This is a genomic window from Mesopusillimonas faecipullorum, from assembly GCF_020539505.1.
In the GTDB taxonomy this organism is placed as follows: Bacteria; Pseudomonadota; Gammaproteobacteria; order Burkholderiales; family Burkholderiaceae_B; genus Mesopusillimonas; species Mesopusillimonas faecipullorum.
Genome location: NZ_JACDXW010000005.1, coordinates 242,004 through 257,545 on the forward strand (window position 1 = coordinate 242,004; position 15,542 = coordinate 257,545).

Sequence of the window (15,542 nt, forward strand, 5' to 3'; positions counted from 1 at the left end):
ACGTCTTGCCCGCCGGCGCCGCCTGCCCTCGGAACCTCGCCATGCTGCCACTGGAAACCGTCTTCTCATTTTTTGGCATTGCCGTACTGCTGGCTTTCGCGCCAGGGCCCGATAACGTCTTCGTACTGATGCAGTCGGCCACTTATGGCCGGCGTGCCGGCTTGTTTGTGGTGTTGGGCCTGTGCACGGGGCTGATCGGCCATACCGTGGCAGTCACCGTGGGCCTGGCCGCGCTTTTTGCGGCCTCTACCACCGCCTTCACCCTACTGAAACTGGCCGGCGCGGCTTACCTGCTTTACCTGGCCTGGGGCGCCTGGCGCGCCCGCCCCGAGGTCTCCGACCCCACCGCCGGCCACGATGCCCCGAAACCAGCCAAGCTCGCTCCCAGCGGATGGGCGCTATTTAGACGCGGCATCATCATGAACCTGACCAACCCCAAGGTGTCCTTGTTCTTTCTTGCCTTTTTGCCGCAATTCACTTCGCCCGCCAGGGGCTCGGTGGCGCTGCAAACCATTAGCTTGGGCGCCTTGTTCATGCTGGCGACTTTGCTGGTGTTTGGCGCTATCGCGTTCTTCTCGGGCTTGTTTGGCGAACGCATTCAGGGGTCGGCAAAGGCCCAGCTTTGGCTGAACCGCTTTGCCGCCGTGGTGTTCCTGGGCCTGGCTGCCAGGTTGGCACTGGTTGATCGCTAGCCGGCTACCGCAGCCGCCCGAAAACGATACACCCCGTCTTCGCCCAGTTCTCGCACCAAGGCCTTGTCGTAATACAAGGCATGCAAGTGGGCCAGCGCCTCGCCCATGGCAAACGTCAGTTGATGCGCATCCAGCTCGCGATGGAACATGATGGGCACGATGTCCGCCGCCGAACAGGGCGCTTTACGACAGGCCTCCAGCACTTCCTCCAGGCGTTCAGCATGGTGCGCATGCTGCTGTGCAATACGCTCGTGCAAACCTTGAAAAGGCCGGCCATGAGAGGGCAGCACCAAGGTATCAGGCGGCAGGCCGTCGTAGGCGCGCAAAGACTTCAAGTACAAGGGCAAGGGATTCGCCTCGGGCTCGAACTCGAACACGCTGACGTTGGTCGAGATACGAGGCAACACCATATCGCCGGAAATCAATATCTTCTGGGTACTGCAATACAAAGAGACGTGCTCGGGCGCGTGGCCATAACCCACAATCACCTGCCACTCGCGGCCACCTATGGTGAGTACGTCACCCTGCATCAGCCTGGTGAAACAGGCGGGTACGTCGGGTACCAGGCTGGGATAGTACTTGCCACGCTCGCGTATCTTGGCTTGCGCCTCGGGGTTGTTCAGGCCGTGCTTCAGGAAATGCGCCACCGCAATCTCGCCTGCCTCCCGCACTTGCGCTTCAGGCGCGGTCGCCAATCGCGACCACAGCCGCCCTGTCATGTAATCCGTCATGCTGATGGCCAAGGGCGCATTCCAGCGTTCGCATAGCCAATAGGCCAGGCCCAGGTGGTCGGGATGCATATGCGTAGCCACGACACGCAGCACCGGCAAACCTTCCAGCACCTGCTCGAAAACCTGTTCCCACAGCTTCTTGACCTCGTCGCGCGACACACCACAGTCCACGACAGTCCAGCCTTGGCGCCCGTCGATTTCATCCCGCAGCAACCAAAGGTTGATATGGTCCAAGGCAAACGGCAAGGGCATGCGTATCCAGCGCAGGCCGTCAGCCACCGTAATGGCCAAACCCGGCTGCGGCAAGGCGTCGGCAAAAGGATATTCGAGCTTCTGCTCATTGGGGTTCATTCGTCTGTCTCCGTATAATTGCTGCAATGCAAGAAATAGTTTACGCCACCCAACCCATCTCGTACTATTGAAGGTTCGCGCCTAGCGCCAAGCACCGGCCTGTACCTACCCTCTGCACCCCTAAACCAGGAGTCAAGTATGTCCGAACCCATCGTCCTCGTATCCGTCGTCCGCACCCCCATGGGAGGCATGCTGGGCAGTCTGTCGGATCTGGCCGCCCATCAACTAGGCGCCGCCGCCATCAAAGCTGCCGTTGAACGCGCCGGCATCCCCGCCGACGCCGTTGACGAAGTCATCATGGGCAACGTGTTGCAAGCCGGCCAAGGGCAAGCGCCCGCGCGCCAAGCCGCCCTGGGCGCAGGTTTGCCCCAAAGCGTTGCCTGCACCACCATTCATAAAGTCTGCGGTTCGGGCATGAAAGCCGCCATGCTGGGTCACGACCTGCTTAAAGCGGGCAGCGTCGACGTCGTCGTCGCCGGTGGCCAAGAAAGCATGAGCAACGCCCCCTATCTGCTGCTGAAGGGCCGCCAAGGCTATCGCTACGGCCACAACACAGTCTACGATCATATGGCCCTGGATGGCCTGGAAGACGCTTACCAACGCGGCACCGCCATGGGCGTGTTCGCTGAAAGCTGCGCCGGCAAATACGAATTCACCCGCGAAGCCCAAGACGCCTTCGCCCTCGAGTCGCTGAAGCGTGCCCGCACCGCCATCGAAGAAGGCAGCTTCAAGTGGGAAATCACCCCCGTCACCGTAGCCGGTCGCAAGGGCGACACCGTCATCGATACCGATGAAAGCCCCCTCAAGGCCATGCCCGAGAAAATTCCCGCACTCAAACCCGCCTTCAAGAAAGACGGCACAGTGACTGCGGCCAACTCGTCTTCCATCTCGGACGGCGCTGCCGCCATGGTGTTGATGCGCGAATCCACCGCCAAGCAACTGGGCGCCACGCCGCTGGCTCGCATTGTCGCTCACGCCCAGTTTTCCCACGAACCCGAATGGTTCACCACGGCTCCCGTGGGCGCCATACAAAAGGTACTGGAAAAGGCCGGCTGGAAAATCGAAGACGTCGACCTTTTCGAGATCAACGAAGCGTTTGCCGTGGTCACCATGGCCGCCATGGCCGACCTGAAGCTGGACCCTGCCAAGGTCAATATCCACGGCGGTGCCACCGCTCTGGGCCACCCCATCGGCGCCTCGGGTGCCCGCCTGATCGCCACCCTGGTAGGCGCCCTGCGCAAAACCGGCGGTAAAAAAGGCGTGGCCTCGCTGTGCATAGGCGGCGGCGAAGCCGTCGCCATTGCCATCGAAATGGCTTGAGCCATTTAGCTTGAAGCCCCTCGGCTTTGTAAGGCGGGGGGCTCAAGAAAGCATAGGGCTCGGGTAATAACAGCCTTCAGGTTTTTGTCGCTGCCATTGGCACAGTAAAAATGCGCTCCAAACTGGAGCGCATTTTTCATTTCCACTACGACACGACGCGGTTAATATGCCGTGCGTTTCTATATCAGTCTTGCTGCAAGGCCTTCAGAATTTCCAGCGTCACGTCGGCATTGTTCAGCGTATAGAAATGCAAACCGGGCGCGCCCCCTGCCAGCAGGGTCTTGCACATGCGCACGATCACTTCTATGCCAAAGGCCCGGATTGCCGCTTTGTCTTCACCGTATTCGGCCAAGCGCAAACGCAGCCAGCGCGGCACATCGGCGCCGCACATCTGGGAAAAACGCAGCAACTGCGTTTGATTGGTGATGGGCATGATGCCCGGCACAATGGGAATGTCCAGACCTTGCACACGCACCCGGTCTACGAAGTCGAAATAGGCGTCGGGGTTGAAGAAATACTGGGTGATGGCAGCGTCTGCCCCCGCTTTGACCTTCTCGACGAAATGCTCTAAATCACGTGAGGCGCTGTCGGCCTCGGGGTGCATCTCGGGGTAGGCAGCAACTTCTATGTGAAACCAATCGCCGGTTTTTTCGCGTATGAAACGCACCAAATCGATGGCGTGATTGAGTTCGCCATTGTGGCGGCCCATACCCGAAGGCGTATCGCCGCGCAGCGCAACGATACGGCGTATACCCAATTCGCGATAGCTTTGCAGGATTTCGCCCAGCGTTTCACGCGTGGCGCCCACGCAGGACAAATGCGGCGCAGCCGGAAACCCCAAGCGATGCATGATGCGCACGGTGTCTTCGGTTCCCGAACGGGTAGAACCACCCGCGCCAAAAGTGACGCTGACATAGCTGGGCTGCACTGCAGCCAGCTGCTTGGCGGAACGGATCAGGCGTTCTTGCGCCGCGATGTCGCGCGGCGGAAAGAACTCAAGACTGATAGGTTGAGAAATAACGGCCATCTATGCAACCAAACGAGACAACAAACCGGCGATGATGCTGTACACCACCGCCCCCAACATGGCCCACCAGAAACCGGCCACATGAAAGCCTTTGAGCACCGAACCCGCAAACCAGAAAATCAGGGCGTTGATAACCAGCAGGAACAAGCCCAAGGTGACGACGGTGATGGGCAGCGTCAGCAACACCAGCACTGGGCGCACCAGCGTGTTAAGCAAGCCTATGACCAGTGCCGCCAACAAGGCCGACCAGAACGAGCTGACGGTGATGCCTGGCAAGATATAGGCCACCACCAGAAGGGAAACCGCACTCAGCAACCAGATGATTAGCAATGACATGGTTTGACTCCTTGAAAAAACTCATACGCCCGGCTTGCCTGGATGGCCTGACGGACAGGCACAGCTAGCAGGCGCAGCCCTTTTAACGGCTGCGCCTGCCTAAGCTTAGTAGCGGTAGTGCTCGGGCTTGAATGGCCCTGCCACTGGCACGTTGATGTAGTCGGCCTGCTCTTGGGAAAGCTCGGTCAGGTTCACACCCAGTTTTTTAAGGTGCAGACGTGCGACTTTTTCATCCAGATGCTTGGGCAAGACGTAGACCTTGCCCGTTTCGTAGGCTTCACCACGCGTAAACAGTTCGATCTGGGCAATGGTTTGGTTGGTGAAGGAAGCCGACATCACGAACGAAGGATGGCCGGTGGCGCAACCCAGGTTGACCAGGCGACCCTGAGCCAACAGGATGATGCGCTTGCCGTCGGGGAAAATGACGTGATCGACCTGGGGCTTGATTTCTTCCCACTGCAGGTCTTCCAGACCGGCAACGTCGATTTCGTTATCGAAGTGGCCGATGTTGCAAACGATGGCCTGGTCCTTCATTTTGTCCATGTGGGCGCGGGTGATAACGTGATAGTTACCCGTGGCGGTCACGAAGATATCGGCCTTGTCGGCGGCTTCTTCCATGGTGACGACTTTATAGCCTTCCATAGAGGCTTGCAGCGCGCAGATGGGGTCAACTTCGGTAACCCATACCTGGGCTCGCAGCGCAACCAAAGCCTGAGCGCAACCCTTGCCCACGTCGCCAAAGCCGCACACCACGGCAATCTTGCCCGCCACCATGACGTCGGTGGCGCGTTTGATACCGTCTACCAGCGATTCACGGCAGCCATACAGGTTGTCGAATTTGGATTTGGTAACCGAGTCGTTGACGTTGATGGCCGGGAAGGCGAGTTCGCCTTTTTTTGACATTTGGTACAGGCGATGCACGCCCGTGGTGGTTTCTTCGGTAACGCCGCGAATGTGCTTCAGGCGTTTGGAATACCACTGGGCATCTTTGGCCAGTTGAGCCTTGATGGCGGCAAACAGCACGCGCTCTTCTTCGCTGCCAGGCTTGGCAATGACGGAAGCATCGGTTTCAGCCTTGGCACCCAGATGCAACAGCAGGGTAGCGTCGCCACCGTCATCCAGAATCATGTTGGCGGGTTGGTCTTCGGGCCAGTCGAAAATGCTGTGCGTGTACTGCCAGTACTCTTCCAGGGTTTCGCCCTTAACAGCAAACACAGGAATACCATTGGCCGCAATAGCGGCGGCGGCGTGATCTTGCGTAGAGAAAATATTGCAAGAAGCCCAGCGCACTTCGGCACCCAAGGCAACCAGGGTTTCGATCAGCACGCCCGTTTGTATGGTCATGTGCAAGCTGCCGGCAATGCGCGCGCCCTTCAGGGGCTGCGAGGCGGCATATTCTTCGCGCGTGGCCATCAGGCCAGGCATTTCGGTTTCGGCAATGGCCAGTTCGCGACGACCCCATTGGGCCAAGCCGATATCGGCGACGACGTAATCGGGAAGAGTATTGTCAGCTACGGTATTCATGGAATAAAACTCCGGTACCCGTAGCGGCCGAGAAGCACGATTGCCCACCATCGCCCGCTACGCAAGAGAGGATGAGCGTCGTTCTTTCTTAAAAGAAACCCTGAGCCTGGCAGGCGACCGGCAAGCTTAAAGCGGCAAAAGCATTTGCCGCTGGGCCGGCGCTTGAGAGAACCTGTCGCAACGCTCCTCAGGGATGGCGAATATTGTATCGCAGCACAGCGGGGATGTGCGTGCCCACACCTTAGTTCTTTGTCCCCCTTGGGCAGGCTTTAAGTTGCCCCGCCGCACAATCCCTGGCCCGTTGCGCGTCTTCTTTGCGCAATGCCGCCTGGCGCTCTTCCTGCCGCAACGCCGCCTGCGCGTCTTTCAGCCTCTTCTCGGCATCCTTGGCTTCCTGCTTGAGCCTGGCCGCTTCCTCAGCCGTGGGCAGCTTCATACTGCCTTGCAGGTGCTCGTTTTCCAGGCTCTTCCAGACTACGTAGATCGGTTTCGGCTCATTATGCCGCCACCCGTCGTAGCTATCCCGCGCGGACTTCAGGCTGATGTATGTCGCGCAGTCAGAAGCGTAGGCAGTATGCTGGGGCAACAGGCCTGAAGTCTGCATCGCTTTCTCGAAGCGCTTCTCGACACGATAGGGCGTGTTCGGGCCGTCGTAATTCTCGAAATCTCTGCGTCCGGAGGGTGAAAGAAACGGCCAAGGCTCAGTCCAGATACGCTCGTTGATCAGATTCGTCACGAAGGTATGGCTGGTTTTACCATCTACCTGAATCACGCTATACCAGCAGTACGACCAGAAGTCCCCCGGCTCGCTGGTTTTCGGCGCTGGCTTGAAGCTGGCCTGCAGATCGTTCATCGCCTTCAGGGCGTTTTCCGTTTTTTTCGACTCGGCCTTGGCTGCGGCAAGCGTCTCTTGCGCAGTACGCAGGCGTATCTCGGCTTGAGAAGCGGCTTCGTCCGCTTTGGCTAGCGCATCATTGCGCTGTTGCTGCTCCGCCGCATCGAATTTAGGTTCGCCCGCACGTAGGCCCGCCGCAGTGAGTACGATGCCGCCCGATCTTGAGCTGCCCGACGCCACAGAGCCACTTGTCGGCGTGCCGGCGGTATTCGCAGACTGGGCCGCTGCAACAGGTGCGGAAGCAGCCGAAGCCGCTGCTTTCGTCCCGCCACTCGACAACGCCGCCGACGTCTTTTCATAGCGATCGGCAGGCACGAGTTCGCGCACCGAAACCAAGGCACCCTCTTTGATTTCAGCCGCTCGCACCTCAAACGCACCATCTTTGGCCAGTACGGCCTGATAGGGGAAAGACATCGGCCCGGCCCCTTCAAACAACACACTGCCATCGCGCTGAACGGTACCTTTCCAGGCCATGCCCATGAGGCCTGACGATTGGAAATACAACACACCCGCCTGCTCGCCACGCCACAAGATGTAGGTATTCAAGGGCTCTGCGACCCCCTTAACATACGCAGTCTCTTCCAGGATCCATCCTGGCCTGATCCAGCGCCAGTCGAGGCGCGTACCGCCATTGCGGGGCGAAAAGCGCGACGTACCGGCCAAATCGGCATAGATGCCCCACAGAGCGCGGTTCGACGCATCCGCTTTATCTTGGTCGGGGGCCGACACCTCGGCCAGGTTTGCCGGCATGGGGGGAATACTGTGAAACGGCGCACACGCAGTCAGGCCGAGCGCGAGCACAGACGCAGCCAGCGTCGGACGCCATTTTTCCATTGAAGTCTCTCCTCGATCCCTTGATATTTTTCGTCGCCGGGCCGCTCCCAAGACAACAAGCGTCCCCTTGAGGGACAGCAAGCCGAAGGCGCAGCGAGGGGCTTTTTTGTGCCTACCCTTGCTAGCGGCGGTGTATTCACCAAGCAGATTATACGTTTGGAAACATCAACGGCGGGGGTAGCCCTGCGCCTTGATGCGCACCCAAATATCGCGCTTTTCGTCGTCGGAGAGAAACACCCAGTTGGCGACTTCCATGGCTGTGCGCCCACAACCGCGGCAGATGTCGTCGTAAAGGGTGGAGCAAATTGCCACGCAGGGCGAATCGGTAGGTAAGAGGCTGCGATTGGCAGCCGAGGCGGCAGAGCCGCCCGCCCCTTCCGAGGGCACGCCGCTTGCGGGCGTGTCGTCGGAGGGGTTGGACGTGAACATCTTGGACAAAACGATTAGGCGACTTTCTTGAGTGCTTGCACTTTGTCCACGGCTTCCCAGGTGAACTCGGGCTCGGCACGGCCAAAGTGGCCATAAGCCGCCGTCTTGGTGTAGATGGGGCGCAGCAGATCAAGCATGAGGGTGATGCCGCGTGGGCGCAGGTCGAAGTGCTCGCGCACCAACAAAGCAATCTGGTCGTCGGGAATCACGCCCGTACCGGCCGTGTTGACGGTGATGTTGATGGGCTCGGCTACACCAATGGCATAGCTGATCTGCACTTGGCATTGCTGCGCCAAACCGGCGGCAACGATGTTCTTGGCCACGTAACGGGCGGCATAAGCAGCCGAACGATCGACTTTGGAAGGGTCTTTGCCCGAAAATGCACCGCCACCGTGAGGGCATGCGCCGCCGTAGGTATCAACGATGATCTTGCGCCCGGTAAGGCCGCAATCGCCCTGTGGGCCGCCAATCACGAACTGGCCGGTGGGGTTGATCAGGAAACGGGTCTTACCGGTCAGCAGGCCGTCGGGAAAGCACGGCTTGATGATGTTTTCGATGACGGCTTCGCGAATATCGGCCTGAGAAATGTCGCGATCGTGCTGGGTGGACAGCACCACGGTATCGACTTCAACGGGCTTGCCGTCTGCATAGCGGAAAGTCACTTGCGATTTGGCGTCGGGGCGCAACCAAGGCAGACGGCCGTCTTTGCGCAATTCGCTTTGGCGCTGTACCAGGCGGTGGGCGTACCAGATAGGGGCCGGCATGAGGTCGGGCGTTTCGTTGCAAGCATAGCCGAACATCAAGCCCTGGTCGCCTGCGCCTTGATCCATATTGGCTTCGGGACTGCGGTCTACCCCTTGGGCGATATCGGGCGATTGCTTGTCGTAGGCCACCAGCACGGCGCAACCTTTGTAGTCGATGCCGTAGTCGGTGTTGTCGTAGCCTATGTTTTTGATGGTGTTACGCGCCACCTGGATGTAATCCACATTGGCCGTAGTGGTGATTTCTCCGGCCAGCACAACCAGGCCGGTATTGCACAGCGTTTCAGCCGCCACACGAGCCAATGGGTCTTGTTCGAAGATGGCGTCGAGAATGGCGTCGGAAATCTGGTCGGCCACCTTATCGGGGTGACCCTCGGAGACGGATTCTGAAGTAAAGAGGTAATCGTTATTAACCACAGAGATGCATCCTTTGGCCGTCGGGCGGCCCAATCAGGTTGAACGATATGCGTTGCACCTTGGATAGGAACGGCCAGTCGGGCGCGACGCTTTAGCGGTATTTGGGCCATCGTGGAAATTACCCCACGCGGCTATCGCCCCGCAAGTTGTCGGTTAACTTAGCGATCTGCCGATTTTAAGCGAAAATACAAACTGGGGCGCTCGCGCTACTGGCACGGCAGGCTTTAAGCAAATTACCGCAGGCTTGAACCGGTGCTTATTCCACCAAGATGATATAAACATTCCATGCTGTTGTCCCTGCTTCGTCTTTTGGCCTATTTGCCGCTTTCATGGCTTCATGCCATAGGGGGCGTGGCGGGCCGAATCATCTACGCTTTGCCCGGTCGTTATCGCCAGCGCTTGCAGCGCCATGCCGCGCAAGCGGGTTACCCCCAGGCCGGTTTCGCACGTAAGGCCGCCGCCCACACCGGCGCCATGATCATGGAATTGCCCAAGGTATGGTTGCGTACCGAGCAGTGTCTGGCCCGCACCCAAAGCCTGGACGACGGCGTCCTGCGGCAAGCACTGCAAGAGCAGCGCGGTATTCTGTATTTGACCCCTCATCTGGGCACCTTCGAAATCGCCGGCAGGCACTGCTCTCAGTATGGCCCGCTAACCGTCATGTTCCGCCCCGCTCGCAAGGCCTGGATGAATCCCGCCATGGAGCAGTCGCGTAATACCGCGCAGATGCGCGCGGTGCCGGCCAATATGCAAGGGGTGCGTGAATTCGTGCGCGCCCTCAAACGCGGGGAAGCGGTGGGCATGCTGCCAGACCAGGCGCCCGGCAAGGGCGATGGCGTCTGGGCACCTTTTTTTGGCCGCCCCGCCTACACCATGACTTTGGCGGGCAAGCTGGCGCTGCAAACCGGTGTGGCCGTCATACTATGCGCCGCCGAACGTTTGCCACGCGGTCAGGGCTGGCGCATGCACCATTTACGCCTGCCCGAGCCCTTGCCCCAAGACCCTACCGCCTTGGCCACCCTCATCAACGCCCAGATGGAAACGCTGATCCGGCGATTCCCCGAACAATATCTCTGGAGCTATAACCGCTATAAAGTACCGGCGGGCGCTCCTCCCCCTCCCGATCATGAATAAACTAAAAGATCGCCTGCTGCGCGCGCTGTTCGCGCATTTGGGCCGCTGCTCCGACGCCAGCCGTTTACGCTGGGGCCGGGCGCTGGGATGGCTGGGTGTGCGTCTGATGGGCTCACGCGTCAAAGTGGTGCGCGCCAATCTGCGCGCCTGCTTCCCAGCGCTTTCCGACGATGAGCGCGAAGCCATATTGCGCCGTCATTTTCGTCTGCTGGGGCAATCTGTGGTTGATCGCGGCCTGCTGTGGTTCGGCAGCCGCGAGCGCATGGAGTCCGTCTTGCAAATAGAAGGCCTGGAGCATCTGCAAACTTTGCTCGATCAAAAGCGTCGCATTTTGATGCTGGCACCGCACTTCATTGGTCTGGATGCCTCCGCCACGCGGCTGACCTGGTTCTTGAAGGTCTCTGCCACTTTGTACACCCCGCAAAGCGACCCCGAAGTCGACAACATTGTGCGAGAAGGACGCGGTCGCTTCAACGAGGTTCATTTGGTCAGCCGTCGCGATGGCGTACGCGGCCTGATACGCCATCTGCGCAACGGTGTGCCGGTGTACTACTTGCCCGATATGGACTTTGGCCGCGACGGCACCGCTTTCGTGCCCTTTTTTGGCGTGCAGGCCTCTACACTGCTGACCACCGCACAGATTGCGCGCAGTTGGGATGCCGCCGTGGTGCCCATCATCAGCCGCCTGGACGATCAAACCGGGGTCTATCACATTCAGGTGCTGGCCCCGCTTGATGACTTCCCTGGCCAAGACACCCCAGAACAAGCGACGGCCCGGCTCAATACCCTGCTGGAAGACTGGATCAAGCCCGACCCCGCCCAGTACTATTGGGTGCATAGGCGCTTCAAGACTCGGCCCGAAGGCGAGCCCTCCATCTACTAAGCCCCCATTCTCTGCGCCCTATATGCGCAACATAAGGAATTTCAAGCCATCATGAGCTCTATTTCGCTGAACGCCGCCGATGTGGCTGCCTTTTTGCAGCAGAACCCTGGTTTTTTCCAAGATCATGCCGAACTGTTCGCCGACCTGAAGGTGCCCCACCCTCATGCGACGCAGGCGATTTCTTTGGGTGAACGTCAAATTCTTACGCTACGCGCCAAAGCCAAGGACCTGGAATGGCAGCTGTCCAGCTTGGTGCACAACGCCACCGGCAACGAGCGTATCGCCCGCACGTTGACCGACTGGTGCGCCCTGATGCTGGCCGAGGACGACGCCACACGCCTGCCGCACACCATAGTCGAGGGCCTGCAATCCTTGTTCGAATTGCCCGCCGTGACCTTGCGCTTATGGAATCTGCCCCGTTTGGTGTCCGGGCCTTACACGCTGGAACCCGATGCCGAGCTGCTGCAGTACGCACAGGCACTCACCAAACCCTATTGCGGCCCCGCCCAAGCTCAGGCCGCCGCAGCCTGGCTGGAAGAGCCCACTGCTTCGATGACCGTCATCGCCTTGGGCTCCGCCGCTGCTACCCAGCCTTTCGGTCTGCTGGTCATCGGCTCTGACGACCCCGAACGCTTTACCACTGATATGGGTACCGCCTTTTTGGAATCCCTGGGGCAACTGGCCAGCGCCGCCCTCAGCCGCCTGAAGCAAGCCGAGCTTCAGGAAGACTGATCGCGCAGCGGTAAACACACCATGGCCGACACGCCAGACTCCCCTAGCCTGCCCAAGCCCATGCAGGCGTGGCTACAGCAGCTGTCTGCGCACCAGCGTTATTCTGCCCACACGCTTGCCGCCTACCGACAAGACCTAAAGCACCTACTGCACGCTCACCCTGACACGGCCTTAGAGCGTCTGACCGAAAACCATGTGCGTCAGGCCCTGGCGCGCCTGCACGCTCAGGGGATGCAGCCGCGCAGCCTGGCTCGCGCCTTGGCAGCGTGGCGCAGTTTTTTTCGCTGGTGGGCGCCGCAGGCCGGCTTACCCAGCAATCCGGCTGAAGGGGTACGCGCCCCAAAGATCCCCCAGAGCCTGCCCAAGGCCCTGTCGGTAGAACAAGCCCAGGTGCTGCTTGATCGCCCCGGCCTGCCCACGCCGAATAGCGCGGTCGACAAACGTGGCCAGGCGATGTTTGAAGTTTTGTACGGCAGCGGTTTACGACTGGCCGAACTGGTGTCTCTGGACGTTCAAGCCATGCGCCTGCCCGGCTATGAATCTACGGGATGGTTGCAAAGGGACGAAAGGCTGATCACCGTACGCGGCAAGGGCGGCAAGACACGCAGCGTGCCCTTGGGCCGACAAGCTGCCTTGGCCATAGAACAGTGGCTGGCGGTACGCCATGAAATGCTGCCGCCTGCGGCCTCTACCCTTGAAACCATCCGCCATGATCCCGCACTGGTCGATATTCATGCCGCCCTGTTTCTGGGGGCACGAGGCAAACGGATTTCCCCCCGTGTGGTGCAGTTGCAGCTAGACCGTCTGGCTACGCTTGCGGGCCTGCCTGTCGGCGTACACCCGCACAGCCTGCGCCATAGTTTTGCCAGTCACGTACTGCAGTCTTCACACGATTTGCGCGCCGTGCAAGAGATGCTGGGCCACGCCAATATTTCGACGACCCAGATCTATACCCGGCTGGATTTTCAACATTTGGCCCAGGCTTACGATCAAGCCCACCCGCGCGCGCGCCGCCAGACCGAAGCGACCACCAACAATCAAGAAGAGCCGGACTAAGCTAGACCCGGGTCAAGCGGCGTCTGCGCGCCCTGGCTTGGCGCAAAGACTGAAGCAAGCCATCTTGAGGGCCCACCATCAGAGAAATAAGATAAAGGGCGCCCGCAGAAAGAATGATGGCCGGCGAAGCCGCCACGTTGAAGTGAAAAGAGGCCAGCAAGCCCGCATAAGCGGACACCGCCCCCAAGGCCGAGGCCAACACCATCTGCCGCCCTGCCGAGCGCACCCAAAAGCGCGCCGCCGTGGCGGGGAGCATCATGATGCCCACCACCATAAGCGTACCTAGCACCTGAAAGCCCGCCACCATCATGGTGACCAGCAGCACCAGAAACACGATATGCACCAAGCTGCCCCGACCGCGTTCGGCTTGCAGAAAGCCGGGGTCCAGGCACTCGGCCACCAAGGGTCTGAAGATGAGTGCCAGCACCAGCAAAGTGCCGCTGGCACATGCCGTCACCAGTAACAAGGCCGCATCATCCAAGCCCAACACCGTACCAAACAGCACGTGCATCAAGTCCATGCTGGAGCCCTTGAGAGACACCAGCAGCACACCCAAGCCCAGAGAAATCAGGTAGAAAGCGGCAAAGCTGGCGTCCTCGCGCAGCGGCGTATTACGCGCCACCAAGCCGGCCAGCACCGCCACGATCAAGCCTGTGGCCATGCCGCCCAATGTCATGGCGCCCAGCGACAAACCCGCCGTCAAAAAGCCCACCGCCACGCCGGGCAAGATGGCATGCGCCATCGCATCGCCCATCAGGCTCATGCGCCGCAGCACCAAGAACACGCCCAGCGGCCCGGCGGCAAAGGCTAAAGCCCACGCGCCGGCCAGCGCTCGGCGCATGAAATCAAAATCCACGAAAGGCATGAACAGCCAATTCACCAAACCCGTCACAGATAATCCCCTGCACAAAGATGGCGCGCCTGATGCAGGTTGTCCTGCCCCAGTACCGAATCGGTGTCTCCCCAGGCCACGACTTGCCGGGCCAACAACAGGGTCTGCGGGAAGGCGCTGCGCACCATGTCCAGGTCATGCAGCACGGCCACGACCGTACGACCTTGTTCATGCCAATGCCTGATCAGCGCCAGCAAGTCGTCGGTGGTGTCGCTATCCAGGGCGCTGAACGGCTCATCCAGCAGCAACACCTGGGCATCGTGCAGCAGCAAGCGCGCAAACAAAGCGCGCTGCATTTGCCCGCCCGATAAGGTGGCCACCATACGCTGGGCGAAATCCGCCAGCCCCACCGTTTCCAGGGCTTGTAGAACGCGCTCGTGCTCGGCCTGGCAAAAGCCGCGCCAAGCCCCCACGCGGCGCCAGGCGCCCAAGGCCACCATGTCATACACGCTGATGGGGAATTGCCGGTCTAATTGCGCCGCCTGGGGCAGACAGGCCAGCTCGTTGCGGCCGCCCAGAATACGTATGCGCCCCCGCAGCGGAGCCAGGCTGCCCATGATGCCTTTGAGCAAGGTGGACTTGCCCGCCCCATTGGGGCCTACGATGGCCGTCAGCGACCCTTGTTCAAACGCACCAGAGATATCGCGCAGCGCTATGCGCCCGCGCCAGCCCAACGACACCTGATCCAGCTCAATCACATTAGCCATGAACGATCACCACCAGCCCAGGGCCCAGCCGGTCAAAACCCATAGGAAGCCCGCGGCCAAGGCCACGCGTAGCATACGCATCCAGGAGGATGCCAAAAGCGCCGAGCCCCGGTATGGTCCGGGCTGGCTGCGCGAAGAAGTGTGAAAGGACATGGAAGGAAAGCGCAAAGACTATCTGCAATTTTGTCATGTTATAACATGACGTTCAGTGCGCATGCCCTGCCGGTGAAAGGTTTTCCTGCTATAACCCTTTAAGCGCCACACCGGCTCTTTTTACCGTTTTTGCCCTAGCGACATGTCTTCCACCACGCCCGCCCATAGCAAACCGCTTTCCGACCGCCTGGCAAAGGCTGAAGCGCTCTGCCGGCAGCGCGGCAAGCGCCTGACCCCCATACGCCGCAAAGTGCTAGAGATCCTGTTGCGCCAAGGGCGCAGCGTCAAGGCCTACGAACTGTTGGATCAGATTCGCCACGACCAGCCCAACGCCGCGCCGCCCACGGTCTATCGTGCCCTGGACTTCCTTATCGAAGAAGGCCTCATCCACCGGCTTGACGCCGTCAATGCTTGGTCGGCTTGTCACGATGCGGGGGGGACCCCGCACGATTTGCTCGTCATCTGCACCCGTTGCGGCGTGGTCGCCGAGCTTAACGACCCCGATCTGGGCCGCGACCTGGCGCAAAAGGTTCAGGCCGCCGGCTTTGTGCCCGCCCAACAAGAGACAGAGTTGCGTGCGCTTTGCGGCAAATGCCATGCCGAGCACGGCCCCGCCGAACACGTACACGCACATTGATGCGGGCGGCCAAGCCGCCCGCTTAGCCCTG

General features: G+C 60.1%; 17 protein-coding genes and 1 riboswitch. Of the genes, 8 read left to right on the top strand and 9 right to left on the bottom strand.

Translation table 11 applies throughout. The features are described from left to right. Window positions 1-41 precede the first annotated feature (41 nt). Entirely contained in the window at window positions 42-692 is a 651-nt protein-coding gene (locus H0484_RS11235) for a LysE family translocator (RefSeq protein ID WP_226954726.1), read from the top strand. On the opposite strand, the gene H0484_RS11240 is transcribed toward H0484_RS11235, so the two are convergent. Next, the gene (locus H0484_RS11240) at window positions 689-1,774 is read right to left on the bottom strand and encodes an MBL fold metallo-hydrolase (RefSeq protein WP_226954727.1); all 1,086 of its coding nucleotides are present in this window, start codon (window positions 1,772-1,774) and stop codon (window positions 689-691) included. The two genes, H0484_RS11235 and H0484_RS11240, sit on opposite strands and share 4 nt — an antisense overlap. 138 nt (window positions 1,775-1,912) lie before the next feature. Between H0484_RS11240 and H0484_RS11245 the strand changes: the two genes are divergently transcribed. Beyond that, entirely contained in the window at window positions 1,913-3,094 is a 1,182-nt protein-coding gene (locus tag H0484_RS11245) for an acetyl-CoA C-acyltransferase (RefSeq protein WP_226954728.1), read from the top strand. Window positions 3,095-3,278: 184 nt separating this feature from the next. Here the strand turns inward: H0484_RS11245 and metF are convergent, their stop codons facing one another. The 6 genes from metF to metK form a co-directional block, all read right to left on the bottom strand. Further along, window positions 3,279-4,121, bottom strand: coding sequence for a methylenetetrahydrofolate reductase [NAD(P)H] (gene metF, locus H0484_RS11250; protein ID WP_226954729.1), 843 nt, complete (start codon window positions 4,119-4,121; stop codon window positions 3,279-3,281). After that, complete coding sequence (locus H0484_RS11255) at window positions 4,122-4,457, bottom strand: phage holin family protein (protein ID WP_226954730.1); 336 nt, start codon at window positions 4,455-4,457, stop codon at window positions 4,122-4,124. A gap of 105 nt (window positions 4,458-4,562) precedes the next feature. Next, complete coding sequence (gene ahcY, locus H0484_RS11260; protein WP_226954731.1) at window positions 4,563-5,981, bottom strand: adenosylhomocysteinase; 1,419 nt, start codon at window positions 5,979-5,981, stop codon at window positions 4,563-4,565. A gap of 66 nt (window positions 5,982-6,047) precedes the next feature. Continuing rightward, window positions 6,048-6,176: riboswitch (S-adenosyl-L-homocysteine riboswitch) on the bottom strand. 46 nt (window positions 6,177-6,222) lie between these two features. Further along, window positions 6,223-7,710 (bottom strand): hypothetical protein, encoded by a 1,488-nt coding sequence (locus H0484_RS11265; RefSeq protein ID WP_226954732.1) that lies wholly within the window; start codon window positions 7,708-7,710, stop codon window positions 6,223-6,225. A gap of 165 nt (window positions 7,711-7,875) precedes the next feature. Beyond that, window positions 7,876-8,139, bottom strand: coding sequence for a DUF1289 domain-containing protein (locus tag H0484_RS11270; RefSeq protein ID WP_390624834.1), 264 nt, complete (start codon window positions 8,137-8,139; stop codon window positions 7,876-7,878). 14 nt (window positions 8,140-8,153) lie between these two features. Beyond that, complete coding sequence (gene metK, locus H0484_RS11275; RefSeq protein WP_226954734.1) at window positions 8,154-9,317, bottom strand: methionine adenosyltransferase; 1,164 nt, start codon at window positions 9,315-9,317, stop codon at window positions 8,154-8,156. A gap of 285 nt (window positions 9,318-9,602) precedes the next feature. Between metK and H0484_RS11280 the strand changes: the two genes are divergently transcribed. Genes H0484_RS11280 through H0484_RS11295 form a run of 4 tightly spaced genes read left to right on the top strand, consistent with a single transcriptional unit; the run spans window position 9,603 to window position 13,122 of the window. Beyond that, complete coding sequence (locus H0484_RS11280; protein WP_226954735.1) at window positions 9,603-10,451, top strand: lysophospholipid acyltransferase family protein; 849 nt, start codon at window positions 9,603-9,605, stop codon at window positions 10,449-10,451. Further along, window positions 10,444-11,334 (top strand): lysophospholipid acyltransferase family protein, encoded by an 891-nt coding sequence (locus H0484_RS11285; protein ID WP_226954736.1) that lies wholly within the window; start codon window positions 10,444-10,446, stop codon window positions 11,332-11,334. The genes H0484_RS11280 and H0484_RS11285 overlap by 8 nt, the downstream gene beginning before the upstream one ends. 51 nt (window positions 11,335-11,385) lie before the next feature. Next, a complete protein-coding gene (locus H0484_RS11290; RefSeq protein ID WP_226954737.1) occupies window positions 11,386-12,066 on the top strand; it encodes a DUF484 family protein in 681 nt (226 codons plus the stop codon). 21 nt (window positions 12,067-12,087) lie between these two features. Further along, window positions 12,088-13,122, top strand: coding sequence for a tyrosine recombinase XerC (locus H0484_RS11295; RefSeq protein WP_226954738.1), 1,035 nt, complete (start codon window positions 12,088-12,090; stop codon window positions 13,120-13,122). A gap of 1 nt (window position 13,123) precedes the next feature. Here H0484_RS11295 and H0484_RS11300 read toward each other — a convergent pair whose 3' ends face one another. Together H0484_RS11300 and H0484_RS11305 are read right to left on the bottom strand one after the other, a co-directional pair. Further along, window positions 13,124-13,987: a metal ABC transporter permease gene (locus tag H0484_RS11300; protein WP_226954826.1), complete on the bottom strand. Its 864-nt coding sequence runs from the start codon at window positions 13,985-13,987 to the stop codon at window positions 13,124-13,126. 23 nt (window positions 13,988-14,010) lie between these two features. After that, the gene (locus H0484_RS11305; protein WP_226954739.1) at window positions 14,011-14,721 is read right to left on the bottom strand and encodes a metal ABC transporter ATP-binding protein; all 711 of its coding nucleotides are present in this window, start codon (window positions 14,719-14,721) and stop codon (window positions 14,011-14,013) included. On the opposite strand from H0484_RS11305, the gene H0484_RS11310 reads away from it, so the two are divergent. Both H0484_RS11310 and H0484_RS11315 read left to right on the top strand, forming a co-directional pair. Then, entirely contained in the window at window positions 14,720-14,866 is a 147-nt protein-coding gene (locus tag H0484_RS11310) for a hypothetical protein (protein ID WP_226954740.1), read from the top strand. The genes H0484_RS11305 and H0484_RS11310 overlap by 2 nt on opposite strands. Window positions 14,867-15,016: 150 nt before the next feature. Continuing rightward, entirely contained in the window at window positions 15,017-15,511 is a 495-nt protein-coding gene (locus H0484_RS11315; protein ID WP_226954741.1) for a Fur family transcriptional regulator, read from the top strand. The last annotated feature ends 31 nt before the right edge of the window (window positions 15,512-15,542 follow it).